15 protein-coding genes are annotated in these 16,418 nt (G+C 54.6%); 10 read left to right on the forward strand and 5 right to left on the reverse strand.

Annotated elements, in window-relative coordinates; genetic code table 11:
• Window positions 1-225: 225 nt before the first annotated feature.
• Window positions 226-1,173 carry an aldo/keto reductase family protein gene (locus tag KTE_RS44545; RefSeq protein WP_201393650.1) on the forward strand — a complete coding sequence of 316 codons (948 nt, stop codon included), beginning with the start codon at window positions 226-228 and terminating at the stop codon, window positions 1,171-1,173.
• A 67-nt stretch (window positions 1,174-1,240) separates the two neighbouring features.
• Here the strand turns inward: KTE_RS44545 and KTE_RS44550 are convergent, their stop codons facing one another.
• The 3 genes from KTE_RS44550 to KTE_RS44560 form a co-directional block, all read right to left on the reverse strand.
• Window positions 1,241-1,747, reverse strand: a complete 507-nt coding sequence (locus tag KTE_RS44550) for an NUDIX domain-containing protein (RefSeq protein WP_201393652.1) — start codon at window positions 1,745-1,747, stop codon at window positions 1,241-1,243.
• An 85-nt stretch (window positions 1,748-1,832) separates the two neighbouring features.
• Complete coding sequence (locus tag KTE_RS44555; RefSeq protein ID WP_201393654.1) at window positions 1,833-2,399, reverse strand: tetratricopeptide repeat protein; 567 nt, start codon at window positions 2,397-2,399, stop codon at window positions 1,833-1,835.
• A 47-nt stretch (window positions 2,400-2,446) separates the two neighbouring features.
• Complete coding sequence (locus KTE_RS44560) at window positions 2,447-2,599, reverse strand: hypothetical protein (RefSeq protein WP_201393656.1); 153 nt, start codon at window positions 2,597-2,599, stop codon at window positions 2,447-2,449.
• A 125-nt stretch (window positions 2,600-2,724) separates the two neighbouring features.
• Here KTE_RS44560 and KTE_RS44565 point away from each other — a divergent pair, with 125 nt between their 5' ends.
• The gene (locus tag KTE_RS44565; protein ID WP_201393658.1) at window positions 2,725-3,282 is read left to right on the forward strand and encodes a DUF402 domain-containing protein; all 558 of its coding nucleotides are present in this window, start codon (window positions 2,725-2,727) and stop codon (window positions 3,280-3,282) included.
• 296 nt (window positions 3,283-3,578) lie between these two features.
• Window positions 3,579-4,763: a hypothetical protein gene (locus KTE_RS44570; protein ID WP_201393660.1), complete on the forward strand. Its 1,185-nt coding sequence runs from the start codon at window positions 3,579-3,581 to the stop codon at window positions 4,761-4,763.
• Window positions 4,764-4,824: 61 nt separating this feature from the next.
• Here KTE_RS44570 and ribD read toward each other — a convergent pair whose 3' ends face one another.
• Both ribD and KTE_RS44580 read right to left on the reverse strand, forming a co-directional pair.
• Entirely contained in the window at window positions 4,825-5,952 is a 1,128-nt protein-coding gene (ribD, locus tag KTE_RS44575; protein ID WP_201393662.1) for a bifunctional diaminohydroxyphosphoribosylaminopyrimidine deaminase/5-amino-6-(5-phosphoribosylamino)uracil reductase RibD, read from the reverse strand.
• Between the two features lie 125 nt (window positions 5,953-6,077).
• A complete protein-coding gene (locus tag KTE_RS44580; RefSeq protein ID WP_201393664.1) occupies window positions 6,078-7,856 on the reverse strand; it encodes a glycoside hydrolase family 2 protein in 1,779 nt (592 codons plus the stop codon).
• A 76-nt stretch (window positions 7,857-7,932) separates the two neighbouring features.
• Between KTE_RS44580 and KTE_RS44585 the strand changes: the two genes are divergently transcribed.
• The 7 genes from KTE_RS44585 to KTE_RS44615 all read left to right on the forward strand — a co-directional run bounded on the left by KTE_RS44585 (window position 7,933) and on the right by KTE_RS44615 (window position 16,361).
• Window positions 7,933-8,787, forward strand: coding sequence for an AraC family transcriptional regulator (locus tag KTE_RS44585; RefSeq protein WP_201393666.1), 855 nt, complete (start codon window positions 7,933-7,935; stop codon window positions 8,785-8,787).
• Between the two features lie 120 nt (window positions 8,788-8,907).
• Window positions 8,908-9,510, forward strand: a complete 603-nt coding sequence (locus tag KTE_RS44590) for a TetR/AcrR family transcriptional regulator (protein ID WP_201393668.1) — start codon at window positions 8,908-8,910, stop codon at window positions 9,508-9,510.
• 117 nt (window positions 9,511-9,627) lie between these two features.
• Window positions 9,628-11,727 carry a chloride channel protein gene (locus KTE_RS44595; protein ID WP_201393670.1) on the forward strand — a complete coding sequence of 700 codons (2,100 nt, stop codon included), beginning with the start codon at window positions 9,628-9,630 and terminating at the stop codon, window positions 11,725-11,727.
• A 249-nt stretch (window positions 11,728-11,976) separates the two neighbouring features.
• Window positions 11,977-12,429 carry a DUF4383 domain-containing protein gene (locus KTE_RS44600; RefSeq protein WP_201393672.1) on the forward strand — a complete coding sequence of 151 codons (453 nt, stop codon included), beginning with the start codon at window positions 11,977-11,979 and terminating at the stop codon, window positions 12,427-12,429.
• Window positions 12,430-12,694: 265 nt separating this feature from the next.
• Complete coding sequence (locus KTE_RS44605; protein ID WP_201393674.1) at window positions 12,695-13,930, forward strand: RNA-guided endonuclease TnpB family protein; 1,236 nt, start codon at window positions 12,695-12,697, stop codon at window positions 13,928-13,930.
• Window positions 13,931-14,136: 206 nt separating this feature from the next.
• Window positions 14,137-15,372 carry a hypothetical protein gene (locus KTE_RS44610; protein WP_201393676.1) on the forward strand — a complete coding sequence of 412 codons (1,236 nt, stop codon included), beginning with the start codon at window positions 14,137-14,139 and terminating at the stop codon, window positions 15,370-15,372.
• A 158-nt stretch (window positions 15,373-15,530) separates the two neighbouring features.
• The gene (locus tag KTE_RS44615) at window positions 15,531-16,361 is read left to right on the forward strand and encodes a hypothetical protein (RefSeq protein WP_201393678.1); all 831 of its coding nucleotides are present in this window, start codon (window positions 15,531-15,533) and stop codon (window positions 16,359-16,361) included.
• The last annotated feature ends 57 nt before the right edge of the window (window positions 16,362-16,418 follow it).

Here is a 16,418-nt window from a genome sequence, read left to right on the forward strand (position 1 = left end):
TCTTCTCTTACTCAGGCTTGAGCCGAGTTCTGTGCCTGTTTTTTGTGGTACTCTTTGCCTATGCCTTGCGCTTTCTGCGTGATAAACACCAGCAATGCTAGGCGCTTAAGCAGCTCCGCGTTGATTAATGGCTCCTCTCGGGAATAAATCTGAGCTACCAACGTGTTTTTTTCATGGTGGAACTATTTGTATAGCCATGAAAAAAACCAGAAGGAGCTTAGATATATGCAGTATCGTCGTCTTGGTAACACGGGTACAAAAGTGAGCAGCGTGGCATTGGGTGGTTGGATCAACTACGGTGAGGGGAAAACAGCCCAGGAGGCGGCGCAGCAGGTTATCCGCATGGCGTATGAGAAGGGCATCAACTATTTTGATATCGCGGATGTTTATGGTCGTGGTGAGGCAGAGAAGGAGATGGGAGCGGTTCTGCGTGATTTCCCACGTCATACCCTGGTAATTGCCTCGAAGGTTTTCTGGCCCATGAGCGATGATGTGAATGATCGGGGGCTCTCGCGCAAACATATCATGGAAAGTGTGGAAAAGAGCCTGAAGCGCGTTGGCACGGACTACATCGATATTTACTTCTGCCATCGCCCAGATCCAGAGACTCCGCTACTGGAGACGGCGCGTGCCATGGACGACCTGATTCACCAGGGTAAGGTGCTCTACTGGGGAACCTCTATGTGGGAGGGTTCACAGATCGCCGAGGTCTATCAACTTTGCGAACGCTACAACCTCTATGCACCAGTTGTCGAGCAGCCACAGTATTCCATGCTCGAGCGCGAGCGCGTTGAGCGCGAGATTCTGCCAATTATTGAGCCGCGTGGAATTGGCCTGGTTGCCTTCTCGCCCCTGGGTCAGGGCATGCTGACAGGTAAGTATGATAATGGTATTGATGAAGGTACACGCTTCCACCGCGAGACATGGGCGCGCGATAGCTTCTTCAACGACGCCAACGTGTCTCGTGTACGCAAGCTCAAAGAGATTGCTGACGAGCTTGGCGCCAGCCGCGCGCAACTGGCACTGGCCTGGGTGTTGCGCAACTCCGGCGTAAGTAGTGCCATTATCGGCGCCACCCGTCCCGAGCAGGTCGAGGACAATGTTCAGGCCATCGACTTCGTTGAGAAACTCGGCGATGAGGTGCTCCAGCGCATCGACGCCATCCTCGCGTAGGCGGAGATGCGCTACTGACGTATGCGCTTACGCCCTCAGCGTAGGCGCATACGTCAGTAGCGCATCTCTATAATTTCATTGCTTTCCAATCGCGCAGGATCTGGTAGTGAACGGGAAAGGCGAGAGGTGGGAGCTCTTCCCAGGCAAAGAAAGCAAATTCGCTTACCTCTTCAGCCTGGATGACTAAATGGCTGATCTGATTACCAGGCAGTTGCGCGTGAAATGCAGCCACGACGTTCGAGCCTTCCTCTCCGCCATAAATACCGATCAACTTGTCTAACTGAATATCAATATTGGCTTCTTCCTTCGCTTCTCGAATGACCGCCTCCTGAACTGTCTCACCAAGCTCTATATAACCTCCACAAAAGTTCCATAGCCCTCTCGCTGGCTCTATATTTCGCTTGAGAAGCAATAGCTTTTCCTCGTATTCGATTACCACTAACGCGACTAACTTTGGCTGTGGGTAGTGAACATACTGGCACTCTGGGCAGAAGAGGCGGCGAACATCATGTATCTCTTTCTCGATAAGGGCTGTTGCACAGTGTGGGCAATAGATAAATGTAAGGTGAGGCATACAGGTAGATACTCCTTGTTTGTATGTTGATAAGATGGCAAGAATCGCTTCTAGATGACTACAGCCTCTTTGTGCGTTGGAGTTGTTATAGCGCAAGCCCCTTGCCTGTATAAGCAGCAGGATCATTTGGATCGAGGGCAATGGCCTGGTTATAAGCCACTAGAGCCTCTTCATAGCGCTGAAAATTGCTTAAGGCATCCCCTTTATTGATATAAGCAATGGCGTAGGTAGGATCGAGGGTAATAGCCTGACTGTAATTATTCAAAGCCTCTTCATACCTTTGAAGACATTCCAATGCCACCCCTTTGTTGGCATAAACAATAGCGGCATCAGGATCGAGCGCGATAGCCTTGCCAAAGGAACCGCCAGGAGCATAACGCGTGATCAGATATGGCTGGCTCTCGCTAAAGCCAAAGTCGAGCAAGGGCAAAATATGTGGATGCTCAAGCTGAGCAAGAAAGTGGGCCTCTTGCGTAAAGTATTTTTGTTCAGTAGAAGATTCTAGATGTGTATGTAGGAGTTTGATGGCTACTATTCTTCTTTTGAGATGGATATGCTCTGCTCTATAGACGCTCCCAAAGGAACCGCCACTGATCCTTTCCGTAATTCGATAGTTCCCTATTATCTGGCCTATTTGCGTGCTGGTCTCCATCGTGGCCCACCTGCTTTTTTGAAAAATTTTATTTACCTGTCTCGATATTATGCCTGCTCGATTGGTAGATAATGATCGCCGATGCATGGAGTGAGTGGCAAGGTGCTTGCGTGTCCCTCAGGGGAAAGCGGCCAGATCCGTGCAGGCGTACTCAGAGTGATCTCGGGCTGGACGTGACGAATGAGTAAAAATTTGCGCATAGTGTAACAATATCACGTAAACGTTGATAATTCTAGTCCAGAGCCTCTGCCTGTTAGATGCGTGCGCACGACTACACAGGAAATTGTGATATGCTGTGCTTTAAAAAACAAGCGGGAGGAAAGCAGTGAAACGGAAGCGCGCAGATAGAGGCGATGGCTGGAAGCGTATCCGCAAGCATCGATTTGCGTTACAAGCAAGCGAGACAGAGGCTTTCCAGGGGCATGTGAGCCTGATCTATTTTGATGAGGTGCGGGAGCCACTATGGGTACCCTATGCTGGACAGAGTATCTGCATAGTAGATGATGGATACTCCTGGTTACAGATCTTTCCACAGGGTGCCAGGCATGCTGCCACGGCCATGTTTAATGCGCAAGGTGAGGCCGTGCAGTGGTATGTTGACATCTGCAAACGTACATTTATAGATGAGCAGGGAGTATTGTGGTACGAAGATCTGTACCTGGATATCATCTTTCTCCCAGGTGACAAGATCGAATTGATAGATGTCGATGAACTGGATGAGGCGCTGGAGCAGGGCGTTATTTCGGACGATGAGTATAACCTGGCCTGGAATGAGGCCAGCGCGCTTTTGACCCAGATTAAAGAGGAGCGCTTTCCCCTGGTGCCACTGGCTGAGCAGTATAGAGTTAGTTTGCTGGCGCAGATGCCTCTTGCAGGGGCTTGAGGGTTGCCACATAACTTCTCGCGCCTGCGGCGCTCGTCTGAGTGGTGTGATGCAGGTTGATGACCTTCGGCCACCAACCTGTATCACACCACTCCATATCCATTTACACAAATATTGTTACTAAAGCTTGCAATTTGGTAAGAGGAAGTACATACTATAAATAGAAGTTGTAATACTTCTTTTCATATAAAAGAGTACTTATTGTGAGAAGAGGGTCACAATTCAGTTTAACCATCGTTTCTGTGCATTGCGACTTTCTTCTTCTGGATGAAGGTGGTGGAAGAGTGGAAGATGCCTTGAACGAATCATTTGACCAGGACGAAACCACAAATGAAGAAGATTTTATCATGACCATTTTCCCCCAGGCATCGGGTGGTCATCCTGAGCCGGGGCAGTCGCCTGGCAATGGGTATAGTCCGCAAAATACGAACACTCAGCCCAATTCTCCAGCCCCTAATGGCTATCCCGGCTATCCTAATTTTCCAGGTCATAATGGGTATCCAGGACAGCAGGGACCCGGCAGATATCCTGGCCCAAGACCGGGGCCGGGAGGGTATCCAGGACCCTACCGTGGCCCCTGGGGCTATCCCAGGCCGCAAGGACCTGGTTGGTATCCAGGGCAGTATCCAGGCCCCTGGGGTTATCCAGGTCCTCAGGGACCAGGAGGTTATCCTGGCTATCCACAGCCAGGACCAGGAGGATACCCTGACCAGCCAGGCCCCAATGGGTATCCCGGCTATCCCGGGCAACAGCAGTATCCTGGTTCTCCGCAACCGGGAGGGTACCCTGGACAGCCAGGTCCGAATGGATATCCCGGGCAGCCAGGCCAGAGTGGATACCCTGGTCAACAACCGGGACCTGGCCAGCAGTATCCGAATGGCAACCCTGGACAACAGCCAGGTCCCAATGGCCATCCTGGTTCTCCGCAACCGGGGCCGGGTGGATATCCTGGTTCACAGACAAAACCACAGAGCCAACACCTGGCAGCGCCTTTGCCCCAGACCCCCTCATCGCCACCACCCGTGCCCCAGACGACTCCACCTCCGCCTCCTCCACCGACCGTGAGTGGCGCCGCGGGCTATGTCTTTAATACGGGACCACAGATTGTTGCTGCGCGGGGCGCGATTGTCTTCAACAACACTGGCCTGTTGACGGCGGGTATTGCACATAGTACGACGACCAGCCCGGAGAAGATTGCTATTGCGAGCACTGGACTCTACCTGATTCAGTTCTCGGTATCCGGCTTTGGTCCCAACCAGTTTAGTGTCTTCCTCAATGGGACGAGCGAGATTGTGGGAGCGACCTACGTTTCCGGCGATCAGTATCAGCAGAATACTGGCCTGGCGCTTGTGGTTCTGCCAGCCAATAGCTTCCTTACGCTGCAAAACCGCGCGGATAGCCAGGTATACCTGCAATTTCCTCAGGATGGGCAGCAGCCTTCCTTTGTGAACGCTTCGCTTTTTGTGCAGAAGTTTCCGTAGGAGTTTTGTAGTAATGCGGCCCTGATCGTTGGAGACGACCAGGGCCGCATTAGCCGCATTATTATATTCCGTAGGAGAGTTCGCCTTCGATCAGAACGTCTTTGCCGATGGTCTGTATATGTACTTGCTGGAGTTGTAGAGCCTCGCGCATGACGGCGAGTCCTTTTCCTCCAAGGGGCGAGAGTGCGGCCTCGCCTCCAACAAGCTTGGGGGCAATGAAGGCCGCGACATGGTCAATACGCTGCTGGTCGAAGGCGCTCCCCAATGTGCTGTTGCCACCCTCGATGAGCACATGCATCACGCCCTTCTGGGCCAGGGCGGAGAGGGTCGATGTGAGATCCAACTGGCCAGTTTTGTTGCTGGCTACCTGAATGACCTCGACGCCAGTGTCGCGTAGCCGTTTTTGTTGCTCTACTGGGCAGTCTTCTTCCACGATAATGCATGTACCGCTCGCCAGGTCAGGCTGGAGCAGCTTGCTCTGCGCTGATAGCGCCCCCTGTGAGGCCAGGACGACGCGCAAAGGCCCCTGGCGGGGAGCGCGCGCATAGAGGCGCTCCTCGTCCGTGAGGCGTACTGTTAGCAGAGGATCGTCGGCGCGGACCGTGCCAGAGCCGACCAGGATAGCGTCCACGCGGTCACGCAGGTTATGAACCCAACACCGGGCCTCTGGTCCACTGATCCAGTAGGCATCGCTACTGTGGGTTGCAATCTTGCCATCGAGGGTCATGGCCCACTTGGCGGTCACATAGGGGCGCTGCTGGCGTATAAAGGTGGCGAAAGGGCGAATGATCTCATTTGTCTCCTCGGCCCCGACGCCTACTGCCACCTCGACCCCAGCCTCGCGCAACAGAGCCAGACCCTGTCCGCTGACCAGGGGGTTTGGATCAAGCGAGCTGACGATGACGCGCCGAATGCCAGCGGCCAGGATGGCCCTGGTACAGGGTGGCGTGTGAATCGTGACGCAGCATGGCTCAAGTGTGACGTAGAGGTCGGCCCCTCGTGCCAGTTCGCCCGCTTCGTTGAGAGCGTGTACCTCGGCGTGGGGTCCGTAAGGGGGCGAGGTTGCTCCTTGCCCTACGATGACGCCATCTCGCACTACAACGGCCCCTACGGGTGGGCGTGGTGCTGTACGCCCCTCAACCGAGTGCGCGTGAGCAATGGCCAGGCGCATCGCTTCCTGATCGTCCATGTCTTCCTCCTATGAATATTAAGCCTGTTGCCGCTACTTATAATTATAAGTTACAATGAGGGAAATAAGCGACAGGGGAGGTTGCGGGCGCTGCCCGCAACCTCCCCTGTCGCTTGTTTCCCTCATTAGATTTTCTCGATGGCAGCGATGCGCGTCTGGACGTCGCGAATGCGCTCCATATCGAACTTCTCTTTACGGTCAAAGGTATAGATGCCGTTTTGCTCCAGGTAGACGTCGGTGAGCTGAGTGTAGCAGTAACCGAACATCGCGGCATCATCCAGAAGGATGTCGCAGAGGCCCTTGAAGCGGTCATAGAACTCGTCGAGGGACCTGGGTGCGGCACCATAGCCCCAGCTATCTTTGCCTGGCTCAACCTCAGGGTTCCACCAGATGCCACCGAACTCGCTGACAAAGTACGGCTGGTTGCGGTATGGGACGGAGATCTCTTGCTCGCGGTGGCGGTTAATGAAGGGTTTATTCTCCCCGGTTCCGGCGTGATTGGCCGCGAATTTGGCTGGGTCCTGCTCGTAGTCATGGCTATCGTAGATGTCGGTCTCGGGAACGCGGTGGCTGTAGCCAGACGTGTCGAGGACTGGGCGTGTGCTATCCAGGGCCTTGGTAGCCAGGAACATTGCGCGGGTAACGTCATCGAGCACGGTGGTGCGGTCAGTGAGGATCTGCCAGGTCTCATTCAGAGGACACCAACCCACGATCGAGGGGTGAGAGTAGTCGCGTTCAATCGCTTCTAGCCACTGAGTGACATAGGTCGCGCCAGGCTGCTGGTGATTATCCTCGCGTCCATACCCACCGCAACCCCAATCGGGGAACTCGCCCCAGACCAGGTAGCCCAGGCGATCCGCATGGTAAAGGAAGCGCTCCTCAAAGACCTTCTGGTGGAGGCGCGCTCCATTAAAGCCAGCCTGCAGGCCAAGCTTGATGTCATGGACCAGGGCCTCATCGCTGGGCGCGGTCATGATACCATCGGGATAGTAGCCCTGGTCGAGCACCAGGCGCTGGAAAACTGTCTGGCCATTGATCTTGATGGCCTTGCCATCTATGGTCACGCTGCGCAGACCTGCGTAGCTGGTTGCGGAATCAACGGTCGTCTCTCCGTTGAGAAGTTCGATCTCCAGGTCATAGAGATAGGGAGACTGCGTGGACCAGTAGTGGCGGCGCTCCTCGGGAATAGGCAGCGTCACCTTGGGAGAGAAATCACAGTCGGCGGGCGCGCTCACGGTGCAGACCTCGCCCGCGTCATCTTTCAGGCGTACGCGCAGGGTTAAACCCGTGCCCAGGGCGCTCAGAGGCTGGGTCAGGTGGAAGCAGCCATGCGCCACATCGGGCGTAATGCGTGGGCGCTTGAGCGAGACGGAGGGGACTGGCTCCAGCCAGACCGTCTGCCAGATGCCGGTTGTGCGCGTGTAGAGGCAGGAGTAGTTTTCATAGCGTTGGGACTGCTTGCCGCGTGGCTGGGGAGGCTGCGCGGTATCACGCGCACGCACAACAATAGTCACATCACTACCAGCCAGGCCAGAGGGGATCTCACAACTAAAGGGCGTGAAGCCGCCGCGATGACGAGCTACCTCAGTACCATTGACCCAGACGGTGGTATCGTAATCAACGGCCTGGAAGTGGAGTAACACGCGTTGCTCACCCCAGGAACTGGGAATGGTCAGGGTACGGCGATACCAGACTGCGGGCATGAAATCGGTGTTGCCGATGCCAGAGAGTTCGGACTCAGGGCAGAAGGGAACGAGGATACGATCTTGTAGTTCACGCTGCACCAATCCGCGCTCAAGGCCGCTATCACCGGCGTCGATCTCAAACTGCCATTCACCATTGAGGTTAAGCCACTCAGAACGGACAAATTGAGGGCGAGGGTATTCTGGACGAGGTATGCTCATAGGATCTCTCCTTTGTGAAATCGAACTACAGTGTTTCTTCTTTATGGTAGAATACAGCGAAATGAGAGACGAGTCCATGAGTGAATTCCAAATAGACCTTTGTGAAACCCACATCATTGGGTCACATACACATGAGCAAATGGTAGGCAAGCAGGCATGCCAGGCCTTTGCTTTGCATAGAATCGGCCTGGTAGGCATATCGCAAGCACAGGCACCATTCCGCTTTGTGCGCCAGCGACCGGCAACCAGCCAGGTGCTACTCTGTCTGGAGGGCTGGGGCATGATCCTGGTAGAGAACGAATGGCGGCGCTGTACACCTGGCACAGCCTATCTCACGCCGCCAGGAGCCTTACATGCCTACTACGCTGCCGAAGAGGTACCCTGGACCGTCTGCTGGGTTGCCTATGATGACAGCCTTGAGCAGGCAAGCGTTACAGGTGAGAGTCCACGCCAGATCCAGGTTGACCCGCAGCCCCTGGCCACCGTCATCGCGGGCCTCTACCGGGAGTATATGGACCAGGCGGAGCAGGTGGCCATGCAACACTGGACCGAGCTTATCGCCCTGTATGCCCAACGCATTGTTGGTCCGGAGCGCCAGGAGCGGCGTTTGCAGCAGCTCTGGGAGACCGTGAATAACGACATCAGCAACGACTGGACTGGTGAGGAGCTGGCGGCGCGACTGGGGATCAGCGGCGAGCAACTGCGCCGTCTCTGTCAGCAACAACTGGGCCAGAGCCCAATGAAGTACCTGGCCCTCTTACGCATGCGCCGCGCCATGGCCCTGCTCTCCAGTGACTCCTATAGCGTCGAGCAGGTAGCCTGGCGTATAGGCTATAACAACGCTTTTGCTTTTAGCACCGCCTTCAAACGCTATGTCGGTGTCTCCCCCTCCACCTACCGCGAGCAGATACGCAGATCAGCGAGTCACTAGCTTGTTCACTTGACAGTGGTTTGGCGGTCATCTATACTAAAAGAGAAATAAATGACCAGTAGCCCATTTTTTATAAGATAGCTGTATGCGACGAAGCCTTGTTGAAGGGGAAGAAAGCCTATGCCAAAAGTTGTTGATGAGCAGATGCGCGAGGCCACGCGTCGCCATATTATCCGCCAGGCGGCGAGCGAGTTTGCGCGCCTGGGCTTCGATCAGGCCAACATCAACATGATAGCCGAGCAGGCGGGCATTGGCAAAGGGACCATTTACCTCTACTTCGAGAATAAGCGTGAGCTCTTTCTCTCCATGCTGCGTTATATCGCGCAAGATCACCTGATGGCGATTCGCGCGGCCCTCGCGACCGATGGGAGTATTCAACAGCGCCTGGAGCGTCTTTTCTGCGCTTTTGTGCAGCTCGCCCAGGAGGAGCGGGATAACTTCAACGTCTATATGAGCGCCCTCTACGGCGTCAATCGGGCCTTCCAGGCTGAGGCGACCAAACTGATGCGGGATTACCTGGCGACCATTGCTTTTATGCTGGAGCAGAGCCAGGCACGAGGCGAAATTCGCTGCGCAAACATAGAATCGACCGCGCTTATGATTCTCTCGCTTATGGAGTCCTTTGTGCTCTCAGCCAATGTGCTCGGACAATCCGAGCAGGTTATTCTCCAGCAGGCCAGCAAGGTCGCTGAAATGGTGCTACACGGTATTGCCTCTGCATAAGGGTACAATACCATGCTTTTTTTTTTACTTTTTATTGAACGACCGCCCACTCATAATTGTTGGTAGAAGAATTGTAATGAGGGGGCAAGAATTTTTACAGGAGGTTATCCCTGGTCTATGAATGCACCCGCTATTGTGACGTTTTTGCGGCGCCTCTTTTATATCAGGCGAGGCCGGCGCAGTTTTGAAAGTCCACGCTATCTGCTGAAGTGGTTGCTCATCAGCACTTTGATTGGCCTGGTGGCGGGCGTGGGGGCCATCGCTTTTTACGCGGCCATTCACTTTGCGACTGACCTCTTCCTGGGGCGTCTTATCGGCTATCTTCCGCCCGGCCCCGCTGGCGAGGGCGAACAGACGACCGTGATGTCCTTCTGGTCGGCGACGCGTCCCTGGCTCCTGCCCGTTGTGACGACCGTTGGTGCCTTGATCTCAGGTATTATCGTCTTTAACCTGGCGCCTGAGGCAGAGGGGCATGGAACGGATGCGGCCATCGCCGCTTTCCACGAGGGTAAAGCCATTAGAGCGCGTATCCCCCTGGTCAAACTGGTGGCCTCGGCGATTACGATTGGTACGGGTGGTTCGGCGGGACGCGAGGGGCCTGCGGCGCAGATCAGTGCGGGCTTTGGTTCGATCCTTGCTAATGTGTTGCGCCTGGATGTCCAGGATCGGCGTATCGCGCTTGCAACCGGTATTGGGGCCGGCATTGGTGCTATTTTTCGTGCGCCCCTGGGGGGAGCAATCCTGGCGGCTGAGATCCTTTATAAGGATGATCTGGAGGTAGAGGCGATTATTCCCGCCCTGATGGCCTCCATCATTGGCTATAGCGTCTTTGGTGCCTGGTCTGGTTGGCAGCCCATCTTTGCCACTCCACCCAATCTGGCCTTTACCTCGCCGCCTCAGTTGCTCTACTATGTTGTCCTGGGTGTGCTTTGTGGTCTGCTGGGTTTGCTCTATGCGCGTGGTTTCTATGGCATCACGCATATCTTCCATCGCCTGAAGCTGCCCAACTGGTTTAAGCCAGGGATCGGCGGTTTGTTTGTGGGCCTGATCGGGCTGGTGATGCCGCAGGCGCTGGGCATGGGCTATGGCTGGGTTCAGGTCAGTATGGGGCCGGGCCTGCTCTCACTCCCATTGTGGGTGATCTTGCTTCTCCCTTTTGCCAAGATTCTCACCACGGGTCTTTCGATTGGCTCGGGTGGCTCAGGTGGCATCTTTGGTCCGGGCATGGTGATTGGTGGTATGGTGGGTGCCTGCTTCTGGCGGCTCTGTTACCATGTCTTTCCTGGCCTGCCCGCGACGCCCGCGCCTTTTGTGATTGTGGGTATGATGGCTCTCTTTGGTGGAATCGCGCATGCCCCGCTGGCGGTCATGCTGATGGTCGCCGAGATGACCGGAAACCTCTCGATGCTGGCGCCCGCGATGATCGCGGTTGGCATCGCCACTATCCTGGTGGGTGGCACCACGATGTATACCAGCCAGGTACCAACACGGGCCGACTCGCCCGCGCACCGTCTGCAACTCTCCTTCCCGCTGCTCTCGACCCTCTCTGTCCAGAAGGCGATGCAACCGCTCATGCTACGATTCATACCTGGACAGTTCCTCTCGCAGGCTGAGGAACTGCTTGGGCAGCGTAAGGCAAGTGGCGCGCCAGTTATAGACCAGGCTGGGAACCTGGTGGGTGTATTAACGATGGCGGATATCGAGCGTATCCCGCGCGAGGAGCGCGCGCAACGCTTTATTAATGAGGTGATGCATAACGACGTTCTGACCTTCTATCCAGATGGCACACTTGATGAGGCGCTGGAGGGGCTCAGTACGCGTCGTGTAAGTTGGGCGCCTGTGATAGATGCCGAGGGGCTGACCGGCGACCGCAGCGTGCTGGGTTTGATCTCGGTCGCAGATATTGTGCATCTCTATCGCGAGACTGTCGCTAAGGATGTGCGGCGCATGCGTGGCCTGGTAGAGGGTACGGTCATGATTGAGACGACGATTGAGCCGGGCATGCGCCTGGCAGGGGTCGCGCTCCGCGAGGCGCAGCTACCGCCTGAATCCCTGGTGGTCTCAATTCGCCGCTCAGGTGAACTACTTTTCCCCCGTGGAAGCAGTGTTATTGAGGCGGGAGATGTCGTGACCTTCATGGTGAGCATCAAAGCTGAAGAACAATTACATCGCTACCTTGCCCAGCGCGAAGCTCCAGTCCTACTTGCAGGGGATTAAGATTCTTATGGGGTATGAGGGATGTGGTGAAGCAAGGCCGCAGGCATTTCTTCACCACATCCCTCATACCCTTGCGAGCCACGTAGTGGCGAGTTGTCTTGAGAATGAGGATAGCGTATGCAACTTACCATCATAGTCATCAGCATAGAGGGGTAGATAAATAGTTCAGTTACCTTTTGTCCTGGTCAGGCGTGTGCCCTCGGTAAAATATGTTTTGGCGAGCTTTCATCGTGAAAGAGAGGAGCACACATGGCAGCACCATTACAGCAGAGATCGACCTGGACCGCTAATCGCCGGGTCGCCCTGATCATTGGTATTGTGTTTACGGTAATTGGACTCGTGGGCTTCTTTATTGCTCCCGGTATGGCGCAACGCAGCTTGCTTGGTTTAGACGTAGATCGTGTGCACAATATTGTGCACCTGGTAACTGGACTCCTGGGGCTTATCGCGGCCTTTACCGGCTGGCCACGCCTGTTTAATCAGATCTTCGGCGTGGTGTACCTGGTGATTGGCCTGGCGGGGCTGGTCTATCCAGCATTTTACTCACATGGTATGCTCTTTGGCGTAATGCATGTTAATGCCGTGGGTCATGTGTTTCACCTGGTCGTCGGCGTAATTGCTGCCTATGTGGGCTACTTTGTGCATGACTATAGTCGGGTCGAGGAGCCTTATGCCAGGGAGAGCCAGAGGAGAACCTACTAACCATCCCTGTTTGATAGACGCGCTGGAGAAGCATACAAGTGCTTTCCAGCGCTCTTTTTGTCTACTGCTACTCTAAGTGCTGAATTTTAAGCACCCAGAGCCTGAAAGAAGGTGTTAAAAACGTTTCCAAGCAATGATGCCAGATGTTGACAACTGGAGACGTCTCTGGTAGAGTTCAGTTGGAAAGAATGTTCTTGTATGAAGCGACAAAAGATTGGCACATCGACTCGAAGGACGTGGTGTTGGAAAGGCAGGAGGCCACCTGATGCAGTTGGTTGAACGACATCTCATTCGTCATCAGGATGCACGCTTTGCCGCCATTGACCAGGTGGCCTTTGCCTCCAAAAACCTCTATAACCAGGCCAATTACCACGTTCGGCAGGCCTTCATTCATGAGGGAACCTATCTGCCCTACCCTGCCATCTTTCATCGCTTGAAACAGCATGAGGCCTATTGTGCCCTGCCTCGCAAAGTCAGTAACGCCATCCTGATTCAGCTCCACCACAATTGGAGCGGCTTTTTTGAAGGGATGGAGGCTTACCGCGAAGACCCCTCTGCCTTCACGGGACGCCCCAAGATCCCTGGCTATAAAGACAAAACCAAGGGCCGTTTCCTGCTCATCTACGAGAAAAAAGCCTTGGGCAAGAGGGCCTTCAAGCGCACGGGCAAGCTCGTCCCATCAGGATTGCCCATCGAGATCGCGACCCAGATCACCTGGGAAGCCATCAGGCAGGTTCGCATCGTTCCGCGCGCCGATGGCTACATGGTCGAGGTCGTCTATGAGCGGGACATCCAACCAGCTGCGGTCAACCCCCAGCTTCGAGCAGCCGTGGATGTGGGCGTCAATGTGCTGGCAGCCATCACCAGCGACAAACCTGGTTTTGTGCCTCGTCTGGTGAGTGGCAAACCCCTCAAAAGCCTCAATCAGTGCTACAACAAAGAGCGCGCCAAGCAGCAGCAACGCCTCGCGCATGAGAACCGATACACCTCCCGTCACCTGGATCGTGTGACGACGAAGCGCAATCGCCGTGTGGATGCGTACCTGCACACGGCCAGCCGTCGGATCATTGATCTGTTGGTGAGCGAAGGCATCGGGACGCTGGTGATTGGCAAGAACCCCTTGTGGAAACAAGAGGTGAGCATGGGGCGCAAGAACAATCAGCAGTTTGTGCAGCTTCCCCATGCCCGTTTCATTGAGCAGTTGACCTACAAAGCGCACCTGGTTGGGATCAGGGTTATCCTTCAGGAAGAAAGCTACACCAGCAAGGCCAGTTTTCTGGACGGCGACTCCATCCCAACCTATGAGGCAAACGCTGCTGAGAAGCCGGTGTTTTCAGGCAAGCGTGTGGCTCGCAGTTGGTATCGCGCCAGGGATGGGCGCCTCATTCATGCCGATATCAACGGATCCTACAACATTTTACGCAAAAGTAGCTCCGACCCTTTGCAAGTGGGGCGAGGAGTAGCGGGAGCGGCAGTTCTCCCCAGACGGCTGGCCGTCTGAACGGATGGCACATAGGCATATGTGTCTTCATTTTAAGATACTGTAGCAGAACATTGCCTGGTCGAATTGCTTTCCTCTATTCTGTTAATAAGGTAGGAATGTGGCGTGTTTTTGCGGGCTCAGCCCGCAAAAACACGCCACATTCCTACCTACAAGGCCCACGAAACGGGCCAGAGCTGAACGGTGTACCTCATGGAGGAGGCTGTATGACCTTTTTAAGAAAGCTTTTGCGGAAGCGGGGAGGGCTGCTGTTAAAGGTGGCTGGGGGTCTTATTCTTGGAGGCATAGTGCTTGGGGGAGGTGGATTGATCTATTGTGGCATCATGAGCCACACGGCGCGCGAATTGCCAAAGCCAGGCGGCCCGTATACGATTGGGCGAACCGTATTTGACTGGGTCGATCAGACGCGGACCGAGACTTTTGCCCATAAGCCTGGGATCAAGCGAGAACTGATGGTCTGGGTCTGGTATCCCGAGCAGTCAGGCGCGAGCAAAGAGGCAGCAAGTTATCTTCCCTCTACGTGGGCGCAGGCCTGGGACCAGTATCATGGCGGTTCTCTCTTTGGAGACTGGCTTATTTCGCGGGCTGAGACTATTCGCGCACATGCATTTGAGAATGTGCCATTTGCCACGAACCAGGCTCGCTACCCAGTGCTGATTTTCTCGCCTGGCATGGGCCTCTTGCCTACAGACTATACTACCCTGATTGAGGACCTGGTAAGCCATGGCTATATTGTCGTAGGCATCGCGCCAACCTATAGCGCCTCCGTCGTGGCCTTCTCCGATGGCCGTGTGGTCCAGGCGACTGACGAGGGAAAAGGCGGCAGCGACTCCGACCCGGCAGACGTTATCAATGCGCATCTCCAGCAGATTGAGAAGGTCTGGGCCGCGGATACAATTTTCGTTATGAATCAACTAGAGCGCTTGAATAGTTCCGGGCAGAGCCTGTTTGCTGGCAGGTTAGATCTGGAGCGCCTGGGCCTCTTTGGGCACTCTTTCGGTGGAGCGACCGCCGCGGAGGTCTGTCACCTGGACGAGCGTTGCAAGGCTGGCATCGACCTGGATGGAAACCTCTTTGGCGATGTTGTGCAGCAAGGGCTTACAAAGCCATTCCTCTTTATGCATCATGGTACTACAGACGATTGTAACGACTGCAAGGACCTGTTTACGCAAGCTCGCTCTGTGCTGAGAAGGGTACCCACGGGCGAGAAATACATACTTGGCGTAGAAGGCATGAAACACATGAATTTCTCTGACTTCTCGGTCATGTTTTCGCCCTTTAAGCTTATGGGTATACTTGGTCCCATTGATGGAGCACGAGGATTAAGTATTACCAGTGCTTATGTACGGGCCTTCTTTGACACCTATCTCAACCGGAAGCCTTCGCCTTTATTGCGCGGCCCGGACTCGGCGTATCCTGAAGTACGTTTTGATCAATTGTAGCAGAGGAGCAATGTCGCTACAGCTAATAGTTGTTTTCGCCTACAGAGGCCATATATTCTTGACAGGCTCATCCATCGATTTTAAGATAGATGAGCCTGTTTGGTTGCTATTTATATTAATTTTTGAGAACATAATTTTAAGAACGTCTTTGGAGAAACATGATGTTTAAGCCGCTCCGTTTTGATCCCATTCTCAAGGCTATTCCAGGGCTGGCCCATCTGCGCCTGACTCCTCACGCGGCGCATAATGCGAAGAAGCATGCGCGCGCGCATGTGGATGAGCAAGTGGAGATAGATCAGGTTCAGGTGACCCCCAAGGGTCTCAAAGAGACGCGTATACGTGAAAATATCCAGAAAGACGTGAAGGTCGAGCGGAGGAAGGGCGAGACGACGACCGAGGTTCATGAGCGCATTACCGAGGACATTAAGGTCAAGAAGGTTGAGCGTGATGGTGCGCCGAGCGAAACGTTGATGCATGTGCATACGACTATCGAAGATGTCACGCATATTGAGATGACGCCGCCTCATCCCCCGCGTGAGGAGACGCCAATCTACCAACGCACGCATCATCACCTGGTGCATGTTCTGGACACACCCTGCGCGATCTGCGGTGTGCGTAATTCAACCCTGCAAGATGCCAAAGAGAATCCTTTTGGCGCGCAGGATATTGAGACGCACCACTATCCAATCGAGAGGAGCCTGCTGAACGCCTGCGATCCAAAGAAGGTGCATCACATCTTTCCCCAGGTCAAGGATTACGAATCTCTTGAGGATTTTGTTGATTCCGAGGCGAATATGATGGTGTTGTGTGATGTCCATCACCGCCATCCCCACTATGGTATTCACCATATCCTGGCGCAGGACTTCTTTGTGCAGCCATTCCTGTATGGTGGGTACGAAGTAGTCGCGGAGGCTGACGAAGTGGAGAAGGTCATGGTAGCCAATGAACGCGTCATTAAGCGCCATGCCCCCAAGGGACTTGATAACTAGCGTAAAAATAGTGCGAGGCCAGTTGACAGCCACAGGCTGCCGACTGGCCTCGCACTA

Source organism: Ktedonobacter sp. SOSP1-85, assembly GCF_016587415.1.
Lineage (GTDB): Bacteria > Chloroflexota > Ktedonobacteria > Ktedonobacterales > Ktedonobacteraceae > Ktedonobacter.

Bases quoted from the DNA above. Each gene is read 5' to 3' on its own strand.
- KTE_RS44585 (WP_201393666.1), top strand. From the start codon at position 7,933: ATGAGTGAATTCCAAATAGACCTTTGTGAAACCCACATCATTGGGTCA.
- KTE_RS44605 (WP_201393674.1), top strand. From the start codon at position 12,695: ATGCAGTTGGTTGAACGACATCTCATTCGTCATCAGGATGCACGCTTT.
- KTE_RS44610 (WP_201393676.1), top strand. From the start codon at position 14,137: ATGACCTTTTTAAGAAAGCTTTTGCGGAAGCGGGGAGGGCTGCTGTTA.
- KTE_RS44590 (WP_201393668.1), top strand. From the start codon at position 8,908: ATGCCAAAAGTTGTTGATGAGCAGATGCGCGAGGCCACGCGTCGCCAT.
- KTE_RS44595 (WP_201393670.1), top strand. From the start codon at position 9,628: ATGAATGCACCCGCTATTGTGACGTTTTTGCGGCGCCTCTTTTATATC.
- KTE_RS44550 (WP_201393652.1), bottom strand. From the start codon at position 1,747: ATGCCTCACCTTACATTTATCTATTGCCCACACTGTGCAACAGCCCTT.
- KTE_RS44545 (WP_201393650.1), top strand. From the start codon at position 226: ATGCAGTATCGTCGTCTTGGTAACACGGGTACAAAAGTGAGCAGCGTG.
- KTE_RS44555 (WP_201393654.1), bottom strand. From the start codon at position 2,399: ATGGAGACCAGCACGCAAATAGGCCAGATAATAGGGAACTATCGAATT.
- KTE_RS44580 (WP_201393664.1), bottom strand. From the start codon at position 7,856: ATGAGCATACCTCGTCCAGAATACCCTCGCCCTCAATTTGTCCGTTCT.
- KTE_RS44560 (WP_201393656.1), bottom strand. From the start codon at position 2,599: ATGCGCAAATTTTTACTCATTCGTCACGTCCAGCCCGAGATCACTCTG.
- KTE_RS44600 (WP_201393672.1), top strand. From the start codon at position 11,977: ATGGCAGCACCATTACAGCAGAGATCGACCTGGACCGCTAATCGCCGG.
- ribD (WP_201393662.1), bottom strand. From the start codon at position 5,952: ATGGACGATCAGGAAGCGATGCGCCTGGCCATTGCTCACGCGCACTCG.
- KTE_RS44615 (WP_201393678.1), top strand. From the start codon at position 15,531: ATGATGTTTAAGCCGCTCCGTTTTGATCCCATTCTCAAGGCTATTCCA.